This window comes from Ruegeria sp. CDSA021, assembly GCF_059612325.1.
Window position 1 is genome coordinate 185,456 of the sequence record NZ_JBXWQJ010000004.1, and the last position, 13,595, is coordinate 199,050.

The 13,595-nt window shown below is 58.5% G+C and carries 10 protein-coding genes; 9 read left to right on the forward strand and 1 reads right to left on the reverse strand.

Annotated elements, in window-relative coordinates; genetic code table 11:
• Nucleotides 1-396: 396 nt before the first annotated feature.
• The 3 genes from AC2FLD_RS07110 (at nt 397) to AC2FLD_RS07120 (ending at nt 4,967) form a co-directional block, all read left to right on the forward strand.
• Complete coding sequence (locus AC2FLD_RS07110) at nt 397-1,749, forward strand: MmgE/PrpD family protein (protein ID WP_496668166.1); 1,353 nt, start codon at nt 397-399, stop codon at nt 1,747-1,749.
• A 473-nt stretch (nt 1,750-2,222) separates the two neighbouring features.
• Nucleotides 2,223-3,113: a DUF418 domain-containing protein gene (locus AC2FLD_RS07115; RefSeq protein ID WP_496668168.1), complete on the forward strand. Its 891-nt coding sequence runs from the start codon at nt 2,223-2,225 to the stop codon at nt 3,111-3,113.
• Nucleotides 3,114-3,239: 126 nt separating this feature from the next.
• Nucleotides 3,240-4,967: a pyridoxal phosphate-dependent decarboxylase family protein gene (locus AC2FLD_RS07120; protein WP_496668170.1), complete on the forward strand. Its 1,728-nt coding sequence runs from the start codon at nt 3,240-3,242 to the stop codon at nt 4,965-4,967.
• Between the two features lie 449 nt (nt 4,968-5,416).
• On the opposite strand, the gene AC2FLD_RS07125 is transcribed toward AC2FLD_RS07120, so the two are convergent.
• Entirely contained in the window at nt 5,417-5,668 is a 252-nt protein-coding gene (locus tag AC2FLD_RS07125; RefSeq protein WP_496668384.1) for an SH3 domain-containing protein, read from the reverse strand.
• A gap of 971 nt (nt 5,669-6,639) precedes the next feature.
• On the opposite strand from AC2FLD_RS07125, the gene AC2FLD_RS07130 reads away from it, so the two are divergent.
• The 6 genes from AC2FLD_RS07130 to AC2FLD_RS07155 all read left to right on the forward strand — a co-directional run bounded on the left by AC2FLD_RS07130 (nt 6,640) and on the right by AC2FLD_RS07155 (nt 13,405).
• Nucleotides 6,640-8,736 carry a hydantoinase/oxoprolinase family protein gene (locus AC2FLD_RS07130; protein WP_496668172.1) on the forward strand — a complete coding sequence of 699 codons (2,097 nt, stop codon included), beginning with the start codon at nt 6,640-6,642 and terminating at the stop codon, nt 8,734-8,736.
• Entirely contained in the window at nt 8,736-10,391 is a 1,656-nt protein-coding gene (locus AC2FLD_RS07135; RefSeq protein WP_496668174.1) for a hydantoinase B/oxoprolinase family protein, read from the forward strand. Before AC2FLD_RS07130 ends, AC2FLD_RS07135 begins: the two co-directional genes overlap by 1 nt.
• The gene (locus AC2FLD_RS07140; RefSeq protein WP_496668176.1) at nt 10,388-11,455 is read left to right on the forward strand and encodes a pyridoxal phosphate-dependent aminotransferase; all 1,068 of its coding nucleotides are present in this window, start codon (nt 10,388-10,390) and stop codon (nt 11,453-11,455) included. The genes AC2FLD_RS07135 and AC2FLD_RS07140 overlap by 4 nt, the downstream gene beginning before the upstream one ends.
• A complete protein-coding gene (locus AC2FLD_RS07145) occupies nt 11,452-12,189 on the forward strand; it encodes a maleate cis-trans isomerase family protein (protein WP_496668178.1) in 738 nt (245 codons plus the stop codon). Before AC2FLD_RS07140 ends, AC2FLD_RS07145 begins: the two co-directional genes overlap by 4 nt.
• 513 nt (nt 12,190-12,702) lie before the next feature.
• Nucleotides 12,703-13,107 carry an isocitrate/isopropylmalate family dehydrogenase gene (locus tag AC2FLD_RS07150; RefSeq protein WP_496668180.1) on the forward strand — a complete coding sequence of 135 codons (405 nt, stop codon included), beginning with the start codon at nt 12,703-12,705 and terminating at the stop codon, nt 13,105-13,107.
• A 4-nt stretch (nt 13,108-13,111) separates the two neighbouring features.
• Nucleotides 13,112-13,405: an isocitrate/isopropylmalate family dehydrogenase gene (locus AC2FLD_RS07155; protein ID WP_496668182.1), complete on the forward strand. Its 294-nt coding sequence runs from the start codon at nt 13,112-13,114 to the stop codon at nt 13,403-13,405.
• Nucleotides 13,406-13,595: the final 190 nt, after the last annotated feature.

The window sequence follows — 13,595 nt, forward strand, 5'->3', positions numbered from 1 at the left end:
CTGGTCTACTCGCTGCGCGGCGGCACCAAATCTATCGCCCACGCGACATTTCTGCGCTGCGAGCGCACGCAGTGAGAAAACGGAATTCACAGGTTGGGCTCGCAACCGACATTCGATTATTTCACTCTGACAATTGACGAGCACTTGGCGGCCAAAGTCGGCAATGAGCTGTACAGCGGCCTAATCCACCCGCAGCTACCGGGTCACTCGGCAATGACCGACTAGGGCTCTTTTGACACCTTCGCCGCCGCTTCGATGAAGGGCCGGTTTTTGTTTGGATCAGAGATGCTTGATGTTTGGGTCAAAATTGAATTACGTAATTTTCTTGTTTCCTGAAGTTTTGACAGCCAAATAAGTCAAAGGTTCGAGACGCTCCACAATAAGGGCACATAATCGATGCGCGTTGAATTTGGTGAATTCGCACAGATCCTGACCTATGACGATCTGCCGGATGCGGTTCTTGAAACGCTACGACGTAGTTTTACCGATACAATGGGTGTTGCCGCGATTGGCTCAACAACCCCCTTGTCTGGCATCGTCAGACGCGTCGCTCCGATGATTTTTGGTGGGGGCAGTTCTGGCGCTGTCCCGATGCTGATGGATGGGCGCACCGTCAGCCCGGTGGGTGCCGCAATGGCTGGGGCCTTCACCATTGACAGTGTTGACGCGCATGACGGCACAACCCCATGTAAGGGCCATGCCGGATCAGCGGTTTTCCCGGCATTGATTGCAATGGCGCAGGCGCAGGCCGAAAGCGGGCGGCCCCTTGATGGCAAGCGATTTGCCGAGGCGCTGGCAGTTGCCTACGAGATCTCTTATCGGGCCGGTCTCGCGCAGCACGCAACCTGCGCAGATTATCACACGTCCGGCGCCTGGACCGCTGTTGGCGTTGCTGCAGCTGGCGCAAAGATGCTTGGCGGTGACGCCGAACACATACGTCATGCGGCAGGTATCGGCGAATACCATGGCCCGCGAAGCCAGATGATGCGTTGCATCGATCATCCATCGATGGTGCGCGATGGCGTTGGCTGGGGGGCTCCAAGCGGTGTGACCGCCGCCTATCTGGCGGTGGAAGGGTTTACCGGCGCGCCTGCTTTGACCTGCGAAGGCCCCGATGCAACTGCGTTTTGGGATGATCTGGGGCAAGGTTGGCGCGTGGTCGATCACACGCATTACAAAGCCTATCCGTGCTGTCGCTGGGCACACCCTTCACTGGATGCGGTAAGCGACATCATGCGCGAAAATGCGTTGCACCACAGTCAGGTTGCTGCCGTTGAAATTCGTACCTTCCATTATGCAACCCGGTTGGCAGGGCACGAGCCCAAATCCCAGGATGAATTTGCATATGCCATCGCGTTTCCTGTGGCGGCGATGATCGTGCGCGGACAAGTTGGAGTGGATGAGCTGACTACAGACACGCTGAATGATCCCGAGATCTTGCGGATCAGCCGCGCAACCACGTTGATCGATGATGATGAGATGACCCAGATCAGCACGGACAAACGCTGGGCGCAGGTGACAGTGATCCTGAACGATGGCCGCCGAATTGAAGATGCTCCGCGCACGCCACGAGGAGATGCGGATCTGCCATTAAGCGACGTTCAGATTTCGGAGAAGTTCCACTTGCTGGCCGATCCCGTATTGGGCACAGCCCGAGCGGACGAAATCGAAAATCTCTCGGGCAGGTTTGACAGCCTGACTGAATCAGAACTGACCCATCTTTTCTCCCTTTGCGCCAAGCAGGTGTAATCTCATTTCTCACCATTCAATTTAGGTAAGGAAATCAGCGCATGAACGTAGTTGAGCAGAGAAGAGAATGGAGGTTTTGAGTCAACATTTATTGACCGATTCCACCTGAAAATGCCTGAAACGAACTTTCACGACGAAGCCGCAATTGCAATCGACTTGGGCAAGGCAGGACTTTTGGGCGAGTAAAGCCCAACGACCCGCTGGAGAATTTCGTACATGTATCCAAAGAAAGCCTTGCTGTGAAAGGGACGCATGACCGCGCCCTAATGCCCGATTATCTGAGACTCATTGCCCTCTTCGGCATTGTGATCGTCAACGTCTAGTACATCGCATTTTCTGCATTGTACGGCTTCACTGAATCCGTCGGAGAGACCTTTGGCGATGAGGTAGTCCTTTGGCTTATCAATGGGTTGGCCTTACTTAAAACCTACGGCCTGTTTTCTTTTATGTTTGGGGTTGGACTTGGGTTTCTGATGGGTTCCGCGGAACGTCGCGCCTTGCCTTTTGGCCACATGTATCGCAATCGGATGATCGGCCTATTACTCTTGGGGATCGCGCATGGTTGCTTGTTTTTTCCCGGCGACATCCTTGTGATCTATTCCATCACTGGCTCTGTCCTGTACTTTTTTCGCAACTGGGCGGCGACACGACTTGCAAAAGTTGGGGCTGCTTTGCTTATTCTTCAGTTGGTCGTCGGGCTCCCTTTGCTCTTTGCTCCATCCGAAACGCCTGCTGAGATCTTCCAGTACGAGGAAGAGGCCTTTGGTGAAGGGGGCTTCTTCGATGCTGTGATTTTCAGGAGTATCGGTTTTGCGTTCACGTTACCACTTTTCCTGATCATCCAAGGAATCTCTGCACTTGGTTGGTTTTGCCTTGGTCTGGCGTCAGTGAAGTCGGGCATGATTGACGATGCTTGCCACCGGCTTTGGCAGCGTGCGCGGCGGCTGTGCTTGCTACCGGGGTTGGGTCTCAGCTTGCTGGGGGCTGGTCTATGGCAGTGGGGCCCGGCCGCGACCGGGGCAACCCTGACTATCATTGCCGCACCCATAACAACCTTGGGATACCTCGGTGTGATCGCCTCGATTTCGCGGCCACCTGGGCCGGTCATGTCGCGCGCTCTTGCCGCTGGTGGATCAAGCCTGAGTATCTACCTCGGTCAATCAATTCTGTTGTCGAGCATCTTTTCAGCATACGGGTTGGACTTGTGGAGCGAAGTAAGCCGTGCAACTGCGTCGTCCATCGCAATTCTAGTCACGATCTTGCTGATTGTGGTCCTGACTGTCTGGCGAATTTGGTTCAAATTGGGCCCGATTGAATGGCTATTGCGACGGGTCACCTATGCAGGGACGAGCTCGCATTCATGACACATTGACGGCGAACGCAGACATTCATGCATCTTGCAGCATTGGTCACTTCGGGCTCTCAACTGACCTCGGAGCAAGCGCGGCATCATGCTGGCGGACCCATCTCGCTAAGTCGAAGACGGCCCATTGTTCCCGCGCATCGATGCCCCCGACTCTGCAGTGCAGCTTCCCCAAGCGGACGTCCGTGCACAGCGCAGCATTTTCCATAATCGGATGGTGGCTCTGCGGACAATAAAGCTGTTTCGCCAATCTGTAGGACGCCCACGCATAAGCCTTCCGATCCACCATCGCTCCACCAGGACTCACCGTCTGTTGGAGATTCAACCTGACGGTAGAACGATTGCACTGAATGCACTTATCGATCACTCTTTCCTTCGAAACAAAGGGATGCTGTTGATGGAGAAACACCAAAAGTTAACTCTTGATCCGGACGATTGGGAGGCCAGCCGCGTACTCGCGCACAGGATGGTTGATGAGGCCGTCGACCATCTAAAACAGGTGCGAGAGCGCCCTGTTTGGAGTTCCATGCCCGACAATGTCCATGCCACCTTCCAGTCTGGTTTGCCGGACCATCCCTCGTCTCTGGAGCAGGTCTACGATGAATATCAGGCGACCGTGCGTGCGTATCCCATGGGCAATATCCATCCACGTTTCTGGGGGTGGTACATGGGTGCCAGCAATTTCACTGGTGCATTGGGTGATTTTCTCGCGGCCGTAGAAGGCAGCAATCTTGGGGGTGGCAACACAGGTGCGGCGCAGGTCGAACAGCAAGTCGTTGATTGGCTAAAAGAAATTGTGGGATTTCCCAAGAATGCGAGTGGTACTCTGACCAGCAGCGGGTCAATGGCAAATCTTGTGGCGCATACTGTGATCCGCAATTTTACCGCCGGGTATGATGTGCGCCAGGATGGTATTGCCGCGCTGGATAAACCACTTAGGTTTTACGCCTCTGATCAGGTCCATAGCTGTCACCAGAAGGCGTTGGAGACGCTGGGCCTTGGCGCCAAAGCACTGGTGGAAATTGTGAGCGATGACCGCCAAAGAATGCGGCTCGACGCCCTCGAAGACGCGATCAGGCAAGATCGCGCGAATGGATTGCAACCTGCTTGCGTGATTGGAACGGCTGGAACAACAAACACCGGGGCGATTGATGACCTGACCGCGATTGCCGACCTGTGTGAGCGCGAGGGCCTATGGTTCCACGTTGACGGATGCATCGGCGGTGTATTGCGCCTTGCCCCCGAGCACGCTCATCTGGTCACCGGGATCGAACGCGCCGATTCCGTTTCCATTGATCCCCACAAATGGCTGCACACACCCTTTGACGCTGGTGCTGTACTGATCAAGGATCCCGAAGCGCACTTCAAGACATTCGAGATGCACGGCCCCTACCTGCAACTCCAGGAACGCGGAATGATTGCCGGGAAGTTCCTTGCAGACTACGGCCTAGACCTTAGCCGAAGCTTTCGCGCGTTGAAAATCTGGATGGCTTTCAAGGAACAAGGGGCGGCAAAGTTCGGGCGCCTCATTGCGCAAGACATAGGCTTTGCACGTTATATGGCTGAACAGGTAGAGGCGCATCCGCTTCTGGAACTTGTCGCTCCTGTAGATCTCAACATTGTTTGTTTCCGGCATCTAGCGGCAGGTGAAGATGCAACCAAAGTACTCAATACCGAAATTATGCTTCGGATTCAGGAGCGCGGACTCGCTATGCCTTCGGACACCACGGTGCAGAGCAAACATGGGCTTCGCTGCGCGTTCAACAATCACCGCACCCAACGCAAGGACATAGACCTGTTCCTCCGCGATGTGATTCTGATCGCAGAGGAAATTCTGTCGGAACAAACCGCCTAACGCTCTCATTGAAAGCTGTTAAGCATTTGCAAACGCCGTTTTCGGGCTCACAGCTGACCTCGGAGCAAGCGCGGCATCTTGCTGGCAGACCTATCTCGCGTCCGTTCGGGACGGCAGATTCATATCTGATACTACGATTTCAATTGCGATCAGAGCTTTGCGACAAAGCGGCCCGTCAAAGCCTCCGCTTGCCGCAAGAGCAAAATCTGAACGCGTTCGAGTTCGAACTGTCCGGTCCGAGAAGAACCATTCAGGGAAACCAGCCTAAGCGCCTCCTGCTCCATTTTCCCTTGGAGGCAGGTTTTTTCGGCTGGGTTACGGCTGATCCGACAATTGTGTTGTTCCTGGCAGCCCAGAAATACAGGTGCCAAAGAACCCAACGGCAAAGATGGGGGGTTCCACCGACCTGTTAAGGTGCTGTTTGGGCGGGGACCACAGGGTGCATCCGATCATCTTTCTCGTAAATAGGCCCAGGATACATAACCCTTTAGACTACGCGCGCGATCCAGCGATACTCGGCACCAACGGGTGCCACCGGTTTGTTCGCAACTGTGAACCCGCAAGGCGGTTCCATTTGGAAGCCCAACGATCACATTAAAGCCTGTTCCTGGTCCAGCACGCATCTTCAGCATGTCACCCTCTTCAACACCAAAAACCTCGTATCTTCCGAGTGAGGCCGCCGCTGTAGGCTCAGTATTCATAAAGAGGCCTAGAACAAAAGCCGCTAATGGGATGAAGATTGCACGACTCATCGGGTATTCCTGCTTGTTGCCTCTAACACCATCTTAACGAGCCAATTCAGCAAGAGGAACAATCCAAAGGCATAACTTTGCGAAGCCATCCTGGACCCGAGGCCGGGTCAGCCAAAACAGCGCTTCGCAAGGGCGAAACGGGACTTTGGTCTACTGATGCTCTTCCGGCACCCAATCTTCGGCATTGTTGTTCCAGAACCTGTTGGGATTGTCTTCGTCCATTCCCCGGATATGGAGCGTCCGCGCGCACGGCACAACGAATACTACCGGCTCCTTCGTAGGGGTGAGAGGAAAATACCTCTCGGAGCACCTGCACGGCCCTTGCTTCGTCTCTGCCCAGAAAGAAAGACAGTTCCACACAGGGCACCTCGACCGCATGTGATGTCGCCGCGTTGCGCCCGCTTCCCAGTGATCTGAATTGCTGGACCCCGGGCGTGGTCCGGAATGTAACGCAATCGTAGTCAACGTACTTGAGGGTATTCTCGACCAGGACCGCGTCAACGATCTTCTGTGCGTGGGTATCCGGCACCTGGACGATGATCCGCAGACCTGTTTCGACAACAAACCTACCGTTGACGAGATTGGGTAATGTCATGGTTACAGCCACACCGCATGCGCGATGATTTGAGGTCGACAGCGGTGGTCTTGTGGTTGGCGGCAGGTGATTTCATCGATACCAACTACGTTCCAAACTGGGCATGAGCAATCTAGCAGCGGTTATTGTGACAACACCGGAAACTTTCCAACAAAACCCTTGATGAGCGAAATCCGTCGCGCAATGATGGATTCCATGAAACCGATATGCATTTCCAATCCCATGGATCGCCGCGCCACTGGCTGTGATCTTGTGATCCCGGCCTGATCGCTGGGCCAAGGCCCTCTGGCATCCTGCTGTGACCACGGAAATTTCGGAAGATTTAATGACAACTCAAACGCTGCGCCTGGCTACTGATATTGGCGGCACCTTCACCGATACGGTTCTTGTTTCCGGCGAAGATACGATCCTCGCCTCGACCAAAACCCTGACCACTCATCAAAACCCCGCCGACGGCGCCCTGGAAGGCGCGATGCGCGTGATGGCGCAATCCGGGCGCGTGTTGGGTGATGTGACCGGCTTTGTTCATGGTACGACTCTTGCAACCAATGCGCTGATTGAACGGCGCGGCGCGGTCGTGGCGACAGTCACCACCGAAGGGTTCCGCGACATTCTGGAAATCGCCTATGAGCGGCGCTATTCGCAATATGACATCAATCTGGAAAAGCCCGATCTGCTGGTGCCACGCGAACGCGCGCTGACCGTGCGCGAGCGGATGGCCGCGGATGGCCGCGTTCTGATTGAACTCGAAGATGCGGCCATCGACGCGTTGCTGGATGACATCGACGCCAGCGGGGCCGAGGCCATTGCCATCTGCCTGATGCACGCTTATGCAAACCCCGTGCATGAACGAAAACTGCGCGATGTGCTGGTCACAGAACGCCCGGAACTGACCGTCTCAATCTCGTCTGAGGTCAGCCCAGAGGCACGCGAATTCGACCGGCTGTGCACCACTGTCGCCAATGCCTATATCCAGCCGCTGATGCAGACCTATCTGGCGCGGTTCGTCGATCGGTTCGAGGCCGAAGGCGTGACCTGCCCGATCCTGATGATGACCGCAGGGGGCGGCATGTGCACTGTGCGCACCGCCGCACGGTTCCCGGTCCGGCTGGTAGAATCCGGGCCCGCCGGGGGTGCCATTCTGGCCGCCCGCATTGCCGCGCGCGCCGAACTGGATCAGGTTCTGTCCTTTGACGTCGGCGGGACCACCGCCAAGCTGTGCCTGATCGACAAGGCCCGCCCGCAAACTTCGCGCCAGTTCGAAATTGCCCGCGCGGCGCGGTTCATCAAAGGATCGGGGATGCCGGTGCGCATCCCAGTGATCGAGATGATCGAGATCGGCGCGGGGGGCGGGTCCGTCGCCGGGGTCGACCGGCTGGGCCGTCTGACCGTGGGGCCGAAATCGGCGGGGTCCGAGCCCGGCCCCGTCGCCTTTATGCGTGGCGGCACCGATCCGACCGTCACCGACAGCGACATTACGCTGGGCTATATCGTTCCTGACACCTTTGCCGAGGGGCATATCAAGCTGGACCCCGAAAATGCGAAACAGGCGCTGAGCCAGGTGATCGGGTCGCGGCTCGAATTGGATGCAGTGGGGGCGGCTGACGGGGTTAGCCGCATCGTGGATGAAAGCATGGCCAGCGCGGGGCGGATGCACGCGGTGGAATCGGGCAAGGATCTGGGCCCGCGCACGATGATCGCCTTTGGCGGCAACGGGCCGCTGCACGCCAGCCGCGTGGCACGGTCCGCCGGTGTTGGCCGCATCGTGATCCCGCCCAACCCGGGCGTTGGGTCGGCTGTGGGTTTCCTGTTCGCGCCGGTCAGCTTCGAGATCGTCCGCTCGCGCTATTCCCTGCTGGACAACATGGAGATCAACGAGGTCAACGCCCTGTTCGACGCCATGATAACCGAGGCACAGGATGTGGTCACACTGGGCGCGGGCGATGCCCAAACGGAAACCCTGCGCACCGCCTTCATGCGCTATAACGGTCAGGGGCACGAGATCGAGATCACCCTGCCCGACCGCCCCCTCGCGACAGGGGACATCGCCCCGCTGACCGCCGCATTCGAGGAACAATACCGCAAGCAATTCTCGCGCCCGGTGCCGGGGATGCAGATCGAGATCCTGAACTGGGCGGTTCGCGTCGCCACAAGCGACAGCGCCGTGCCGCCCCTGCCCGAGTCACCCGCGTTGACGACGATCACCGCATCGGACACCCGCCCGATCATCTGCGATGTGGACGGGGCCTTAAAACAGGCCGCGTTTGTGGCGCGGGATGATCTGAAAGCCGGGGATCACCTGTGTGGCCCCGCGCTGATCCACGAGCCGCAAACCACAACGCTGGTTTCGGCCGATTTCTCGGCCCATGTGGATGCAATAGGAAACCTCGTCCTAGTTCAGGACCAGAAAGGAGGCGCATGATGACGACTGCCGATCTTTCTCCCGCCCGCCTTCAAGTGATGTGGAACCGCCTGCTGGCCGTGGTTGAGGAACAGGGCCAGACCCTGATCCGTGCCGCCTTTTCCCCCATCGTGCGTGAATGCGGCGATATCTCGGCCGGGATTTTCGACGTGAACGGCCGGATGCTGGCACAGGCCGTGACCGGAACGCCGGGCCATATCAACACCATGGCCGAGGCGGTACAGCACCTGCGCGAAGCCTTCCCGGTTCAGACCATGAAACCGGGCGACATCTACATGACCAACGATCCGTGGCTGGCCTCGGGGCATCTGAACGACTTCCTGCTGATGATGCCTGCGTTCAAGGATGGCAGGGTGGTGGGCTTCACCTCCTGCACCTCGCATCTGGTCGATCTGGGCGGCCTGGGCATGGGGCCTGAAGGGTCCGATATCTATGACGAGGGGCTGCTGATCCCGCCCTGCAAGCTGGTCGAGGAAGGCACCCCCAACGCACTGCTGCTGGACATCATCCGCGCCAACAGCCGCGAGCCCATCGCCAACGAAGGTGACATCTATGCCCTGATCGCCTGCTGCGAGGCCGGGGTGAGCCGGCTGGTGGCGATGATGGACGAATTCGGCCTGAACGATCTGGAAGCGCTGGGGTCCTACATCATCGACACCTCGCGCCGCGGCACGCATGAGGCCATCGCCGAAGTGCCCGAAGGCGTCTACAGGAACGTTCTGAAGATGGACGGCTATGAGAACGAGCTGGAGTTGCATGCCACCCTGACCGTCACCAAGTCGGGGATGCATGTGGATTTCACCGGTACCTCGGGCTGTTCACGCAAGGGCATCAACGTGCCGCTGAACTATGCCACGGCCTATACCGTCTTCGCGCTACGCTGCATTGTCGGTTCGGACATCCCCAACAATGCCGGATCGCTGGAGCCGTTCACAGTGGACGGCCCCAAAGGCTGTATCTTGAACGCGCAGCGCCCGGCGCCGGTCGCGATGCGACACACGCTGGGTCAGGTCACACCCGATCTGGTGCTGGGCTGCCTGCATCAGGCCCTGCCCGATCAGGTCCCGGCTGAAGGCGCAAGCTGCATGTTCGACCTGCCGATGCGACACGCGCCCGAGGTGGCCCGTGACGGCGGGCGGAAATTCGCGGTTGAACCTGTGCACAATGGCGGCACCGGCGCGCGGCCTCATGCGGATGGGTTGTCGGCCACCGCCTACCCTTCGGGTGTGTTCGGCAGTCAGGTCGAGATTACCGAAAGCGTCGCGCCCGTCACCATCTGGCGGCGCGAACTGCGCCCGGATTCCGGCGGTGCGGGCAAATATCGCGGCGGGCTGGGACAACGGATCGAGATGACCTCGTCCAACGATGCGCCCTTCATTGTCTTCCTGTCGGTCGAACGCCTGAAATTCCCCGCTCTTGGCCGCATGGGTGGCGAACCCGGCGCGCCCGGGCGCATCCGTTTGCGTGATGGAGATAGCGACATTCCGGGCAAGGGCGAGCTGCGGGTCGAAGGGGGTGACTACCTGATCTTCGACACCCCCGGCGGCGGCGGGTTCGGCAATCCTGCGGATCGCGATCCCGATGCGCTGTCGCTGGATATGAAACGCGGCCTGGTCAGCGCCGCTGGCGCCAAAATATACGGGGGTGACGCATGATCCGTCCGGTACCTTCCGTCGGGGCCATGGCCGCTTATGCGCTGGCTGATCTGGGCGGCGCGCAGACCGTTTCGCTGGCGCAAAACGAAAGCGCCTTTCCCGCCAGCCCGGCTGCTGTGGCTGCGGGACAAGCGGCGATGTCTGATCTGACACTCTATCCCGATCCAGAATGGCCCGAGTTGCGGACCGCGATTGCTGCGGCGCACGGGCTGGACCCTGCCCGTATTTTGTGCGGGGCCGGGTCGATGGAGCTGATCGGCTGTCTGATCCGCGCCTTTGCCGGTTCGGGTGATCAGGTGCTTGGGACACAATACGGCTATGCCTTTGTCGCCTCGGCCACGGCGCAGGCGCAGGCTGAATACACCGTCGCGTCCGAGGTCGATCTGACCGTTTCGATCGATGCGCTTCTGGCCGCTGTCACGCCCAAGACCCGCATCGTCTTTGTCTGCAACCCGGGCAATCCCACCGGCACGCTGATCGCGAATTCCGAGATCACCCGCCTGCGCGCCGCCCTGCCCCGCGATGTGCTGCTGGTGGTAGATCAGGCGTATGCCGAGTTTGCCGACCCCACCAACGACCCCGCCGAAATCTTCGCGCTGGCGGATCAGGGGGATACGGTGATAACGCGCACTTTCTCGAAAGCCTACGGGCTGGCCGGGGCGCGGGCCGGATGGGGGTATTTCCCTGGCCGGCTCGCAGGCGAGATACGCAAACTACTGAACCCAAACAATATCTCGATCGCCGCGCAGGCGGCAGCAGCAGCAGCGATGCGCGATCAGGTTCATATGCATGATGTGGTGGTGCAGACGGCGGCGATCCGGGACCGGTTTGCGCAGAACTGCCGTGATCTGGGCCTGACAGTGCCCGAAAGCCACACCAATTTCGTGCTGATCCGCTTTGCCTCGGCCGCGCAGGCGCAGGCGGCAGATGTGGCGCTGCGGGCTGAACATCTGCTGATGCGCGGCATGGGCGGCTATGGCTTGCCTGATTGTCTGCGTGCCACCATCTGCCCCCCCGACGTGATGGACAGGGCGCGCAACGTGCTGAAAGGAGTGTTGACATGACCGAGACACGCACCGCAGCCAGGATCGGTGTTCTGGTGCCGTTCACCAACACCAATCTGGAACCGGATATGGAGATGCTGCGCCCGCCAAACACCACCGTTCATTTCCAGCGCATGGGCGGCTATGACGTGGACGAGATTCCGGGCGCGAACCAGATGGCTGGTCTGGGCGCCTCGGATATCAGTCACGACCTGCGCATGATATCTGGGGTGCGACCGGACGTGGTGCTGTATGGTTGCACCTCGGCCACCTTGACCCATGGTCCGTCTTTCGACGCCGATCTGGCGCGGCAGATTGAATCCGGTTCCGGGGCACGGTCCCTGACCGCCGCCGGTTCACTGATCGCCGCCATCAAGGCGCTGGAGGTCACGAAGGTCGGATTTTCTTCTCCCTATCTGGGTGAGATCAATGCTCAGGCCATAGCGTTCATGGCTGAAAACGGTTTCGAAACCGTACACTGCGCCGATGTCGGCCGCGAACTGGGCAATTACGGTCAGGGAGAGCTGACACCCGACGAAGTTTTTGACCTGGCCTGTCAGGCTGACCACACCGACGCGCAGGTCATCGTTCTCAGTTGCACCGACATGCGCTCGGTCGAGGCCATCGAGCGGATCGAAACGGCGTTGGAAAAACCGGTCGTCACCTCGAACCAAGCGATGATATTCTGCCTGATGCAGGCCCTGAACCTGCCACGCCACGACGCACTGCCGGGCCGTCTGTTCGACAAACTGTAACAACACCGGAGCGAAGCGAATTGCCCCGCTTTCTTAGAATCTGTACCCATTTTTTTGGCTGCCACGATCTCAGCAGCGTGTTTCAAGCCACTGAGTTTCAGTTGGTGCAAACGAGCCATTTGTTCTGGCTGACTGAAAAGCAGATGGAACGTCTTCAGCCTTCCATCGGCTGATTGGCACCCGTCTGAATCACAGTGCTATGGCGAACACCGTTGTTCTTGGAGAAATTGCACTCAGCCAAGTTCGACCCGCCAGTCATGGCGGGTGAACCCTATGACCCATTCGCAAGTGGCAGCGTTGAACACCCCGTCCACCTCGCAACCGAAGATGCGTGACCTTATTCGACAATCAGCGGCGGCTGCATGGGCGGACCGGGTTCAAAGCGGAAACATCTGCGCGCGCAGTCCTGACGTCTTCCGTTGATCTGGATGACTTTCACACCAGCCTACGCCTGCTTCAACGAGATCTAGATCCAGGTGCCATACATATGGTGCTGCAGCAAGGGATGGCGGGATGAACGGGCCACTCAAGGTGCTCGGCCTTGGCGGTGACCACATTGGCCCCGAGGTCGTGGACAGCGGGTTGCAGGTGTTGCGTCAGGTTGCCCGACAATTCGACGTGGCGGTCGACATTGAGGAGGATCTTCTTGGTGGTGCGTCATGGGATGCGCATGGCACATTCTGCACCGATGCGGTTGTTTCCAAGGCACGAGCTGCGAATGCCATATTGGTTGGCACTGTGGGTGGACCGGAATGGGACGACATCACGTTCGATGGACCGATCACAGAAACATATGGGCTGACCCGTCTGCGGATCAAGTTGGACATGTACGATGCCTTGAGGCCAGCGCGGGCGGCGGGGTCACGTGACGTCGCTGGACAAATCCAACGTGATGGAGAGCGGAAAGCTCTGGAGTGAAACGGTGGAACAGATCGGGTGCGACGAGCACCCCGTGAAGGGTGGGCTCTACGAGCCAACGCATGGCAGTGCACCTGACATTTCCGGGCAGGGGATCACCAACCCACTAGGCGCGATCCTGTCGGTGGCGACGATGTTCGAGCATAGCTTTGGTCGGCCCGAGGCTGCTGATGCCATCAAGCGGGCTGTGGACGACTTTCTGAACGCAAGGTTGCTGCCACCTAACCTTGGGGGATCAGCCGATACGGCGACTGTTACGCAAGCAGTCTTGCGCAACCTGAGGACCGACAAACCATGATTGGAGCGGCGCATCTGACCACCTTCACCGGTCCGGGAGCAGATAGGTCCCGTCCAGTCCCTGATTTCGTTGCGGCGATAGAAAGTTGTGCGGCCATACAATGCACGAAATACTCAAACTGAAAGTGACATTCGACAGCCGCGCATTTGCCCTACCCTTCGCCAATGCTCTTGGTAATCTGACGGGCTCG

Bases quoted from the DNA above. Each gene is read 5' to 3' on its own strand.
- AC2FLD_RS07125 (WP_496668384.1), bottom strand. From the start codon at position 5,668: ATGAATACTGAGCCTACAGCGGCGGCCTCACTCGGAAGATACGAGGTT.
- AC2FLD_RS07140 (WP_496668176.1), top strand. From the start codon at position 10,388: ATGATCCGTCCGGTACCTTCCGTCGGGGCCATGGCCGCTTATGCGCTG.
- AC2FLD_RS07135 (WP_496668174.1), top strand. From the start codon at position 8,736: ATGACGACTGCCGATCTTTCTCCCGCCCGCCTTCAAGTGATGTGGAAC.
- AC2FLD_RS07150 (WP_496668180.1), top strand. From the start codon at position 12,703: ATGAACGGGCCACTCAAGGTGCTCGGCCTTGGCGGTGACCACATTGGC.
- AC2FLD_RS07110 (WP_496668166.1), top strand. From the start codon at position 397: ATGCGCGTTGAATTTGGTGAATTCGCACAGATCCTGACCTATGACGAT.
- AC2FLD_RS07145 (WP_496668178.1), top strand. From the start codon at position 11,452: ATGACCGAGACACGCACCGCAGCCAGGATCGGTGTTCTGGTGCCGTTC.
- AC2FLD_RS07130 (WP_496668172.1), top strand. From the start codon at position 6,640: ATGACAACTCAAACGCTGCGCCTGGCTACTGATATTGGCGGCACCTTC.
- AC2FLD_RS07115 (WP_496668168.1), top strand. From the start codon at position 2,223: ATGGGTTCCGCGGAACGTCGCGCCTTGCCTTTTGGCCACATGTATCGC.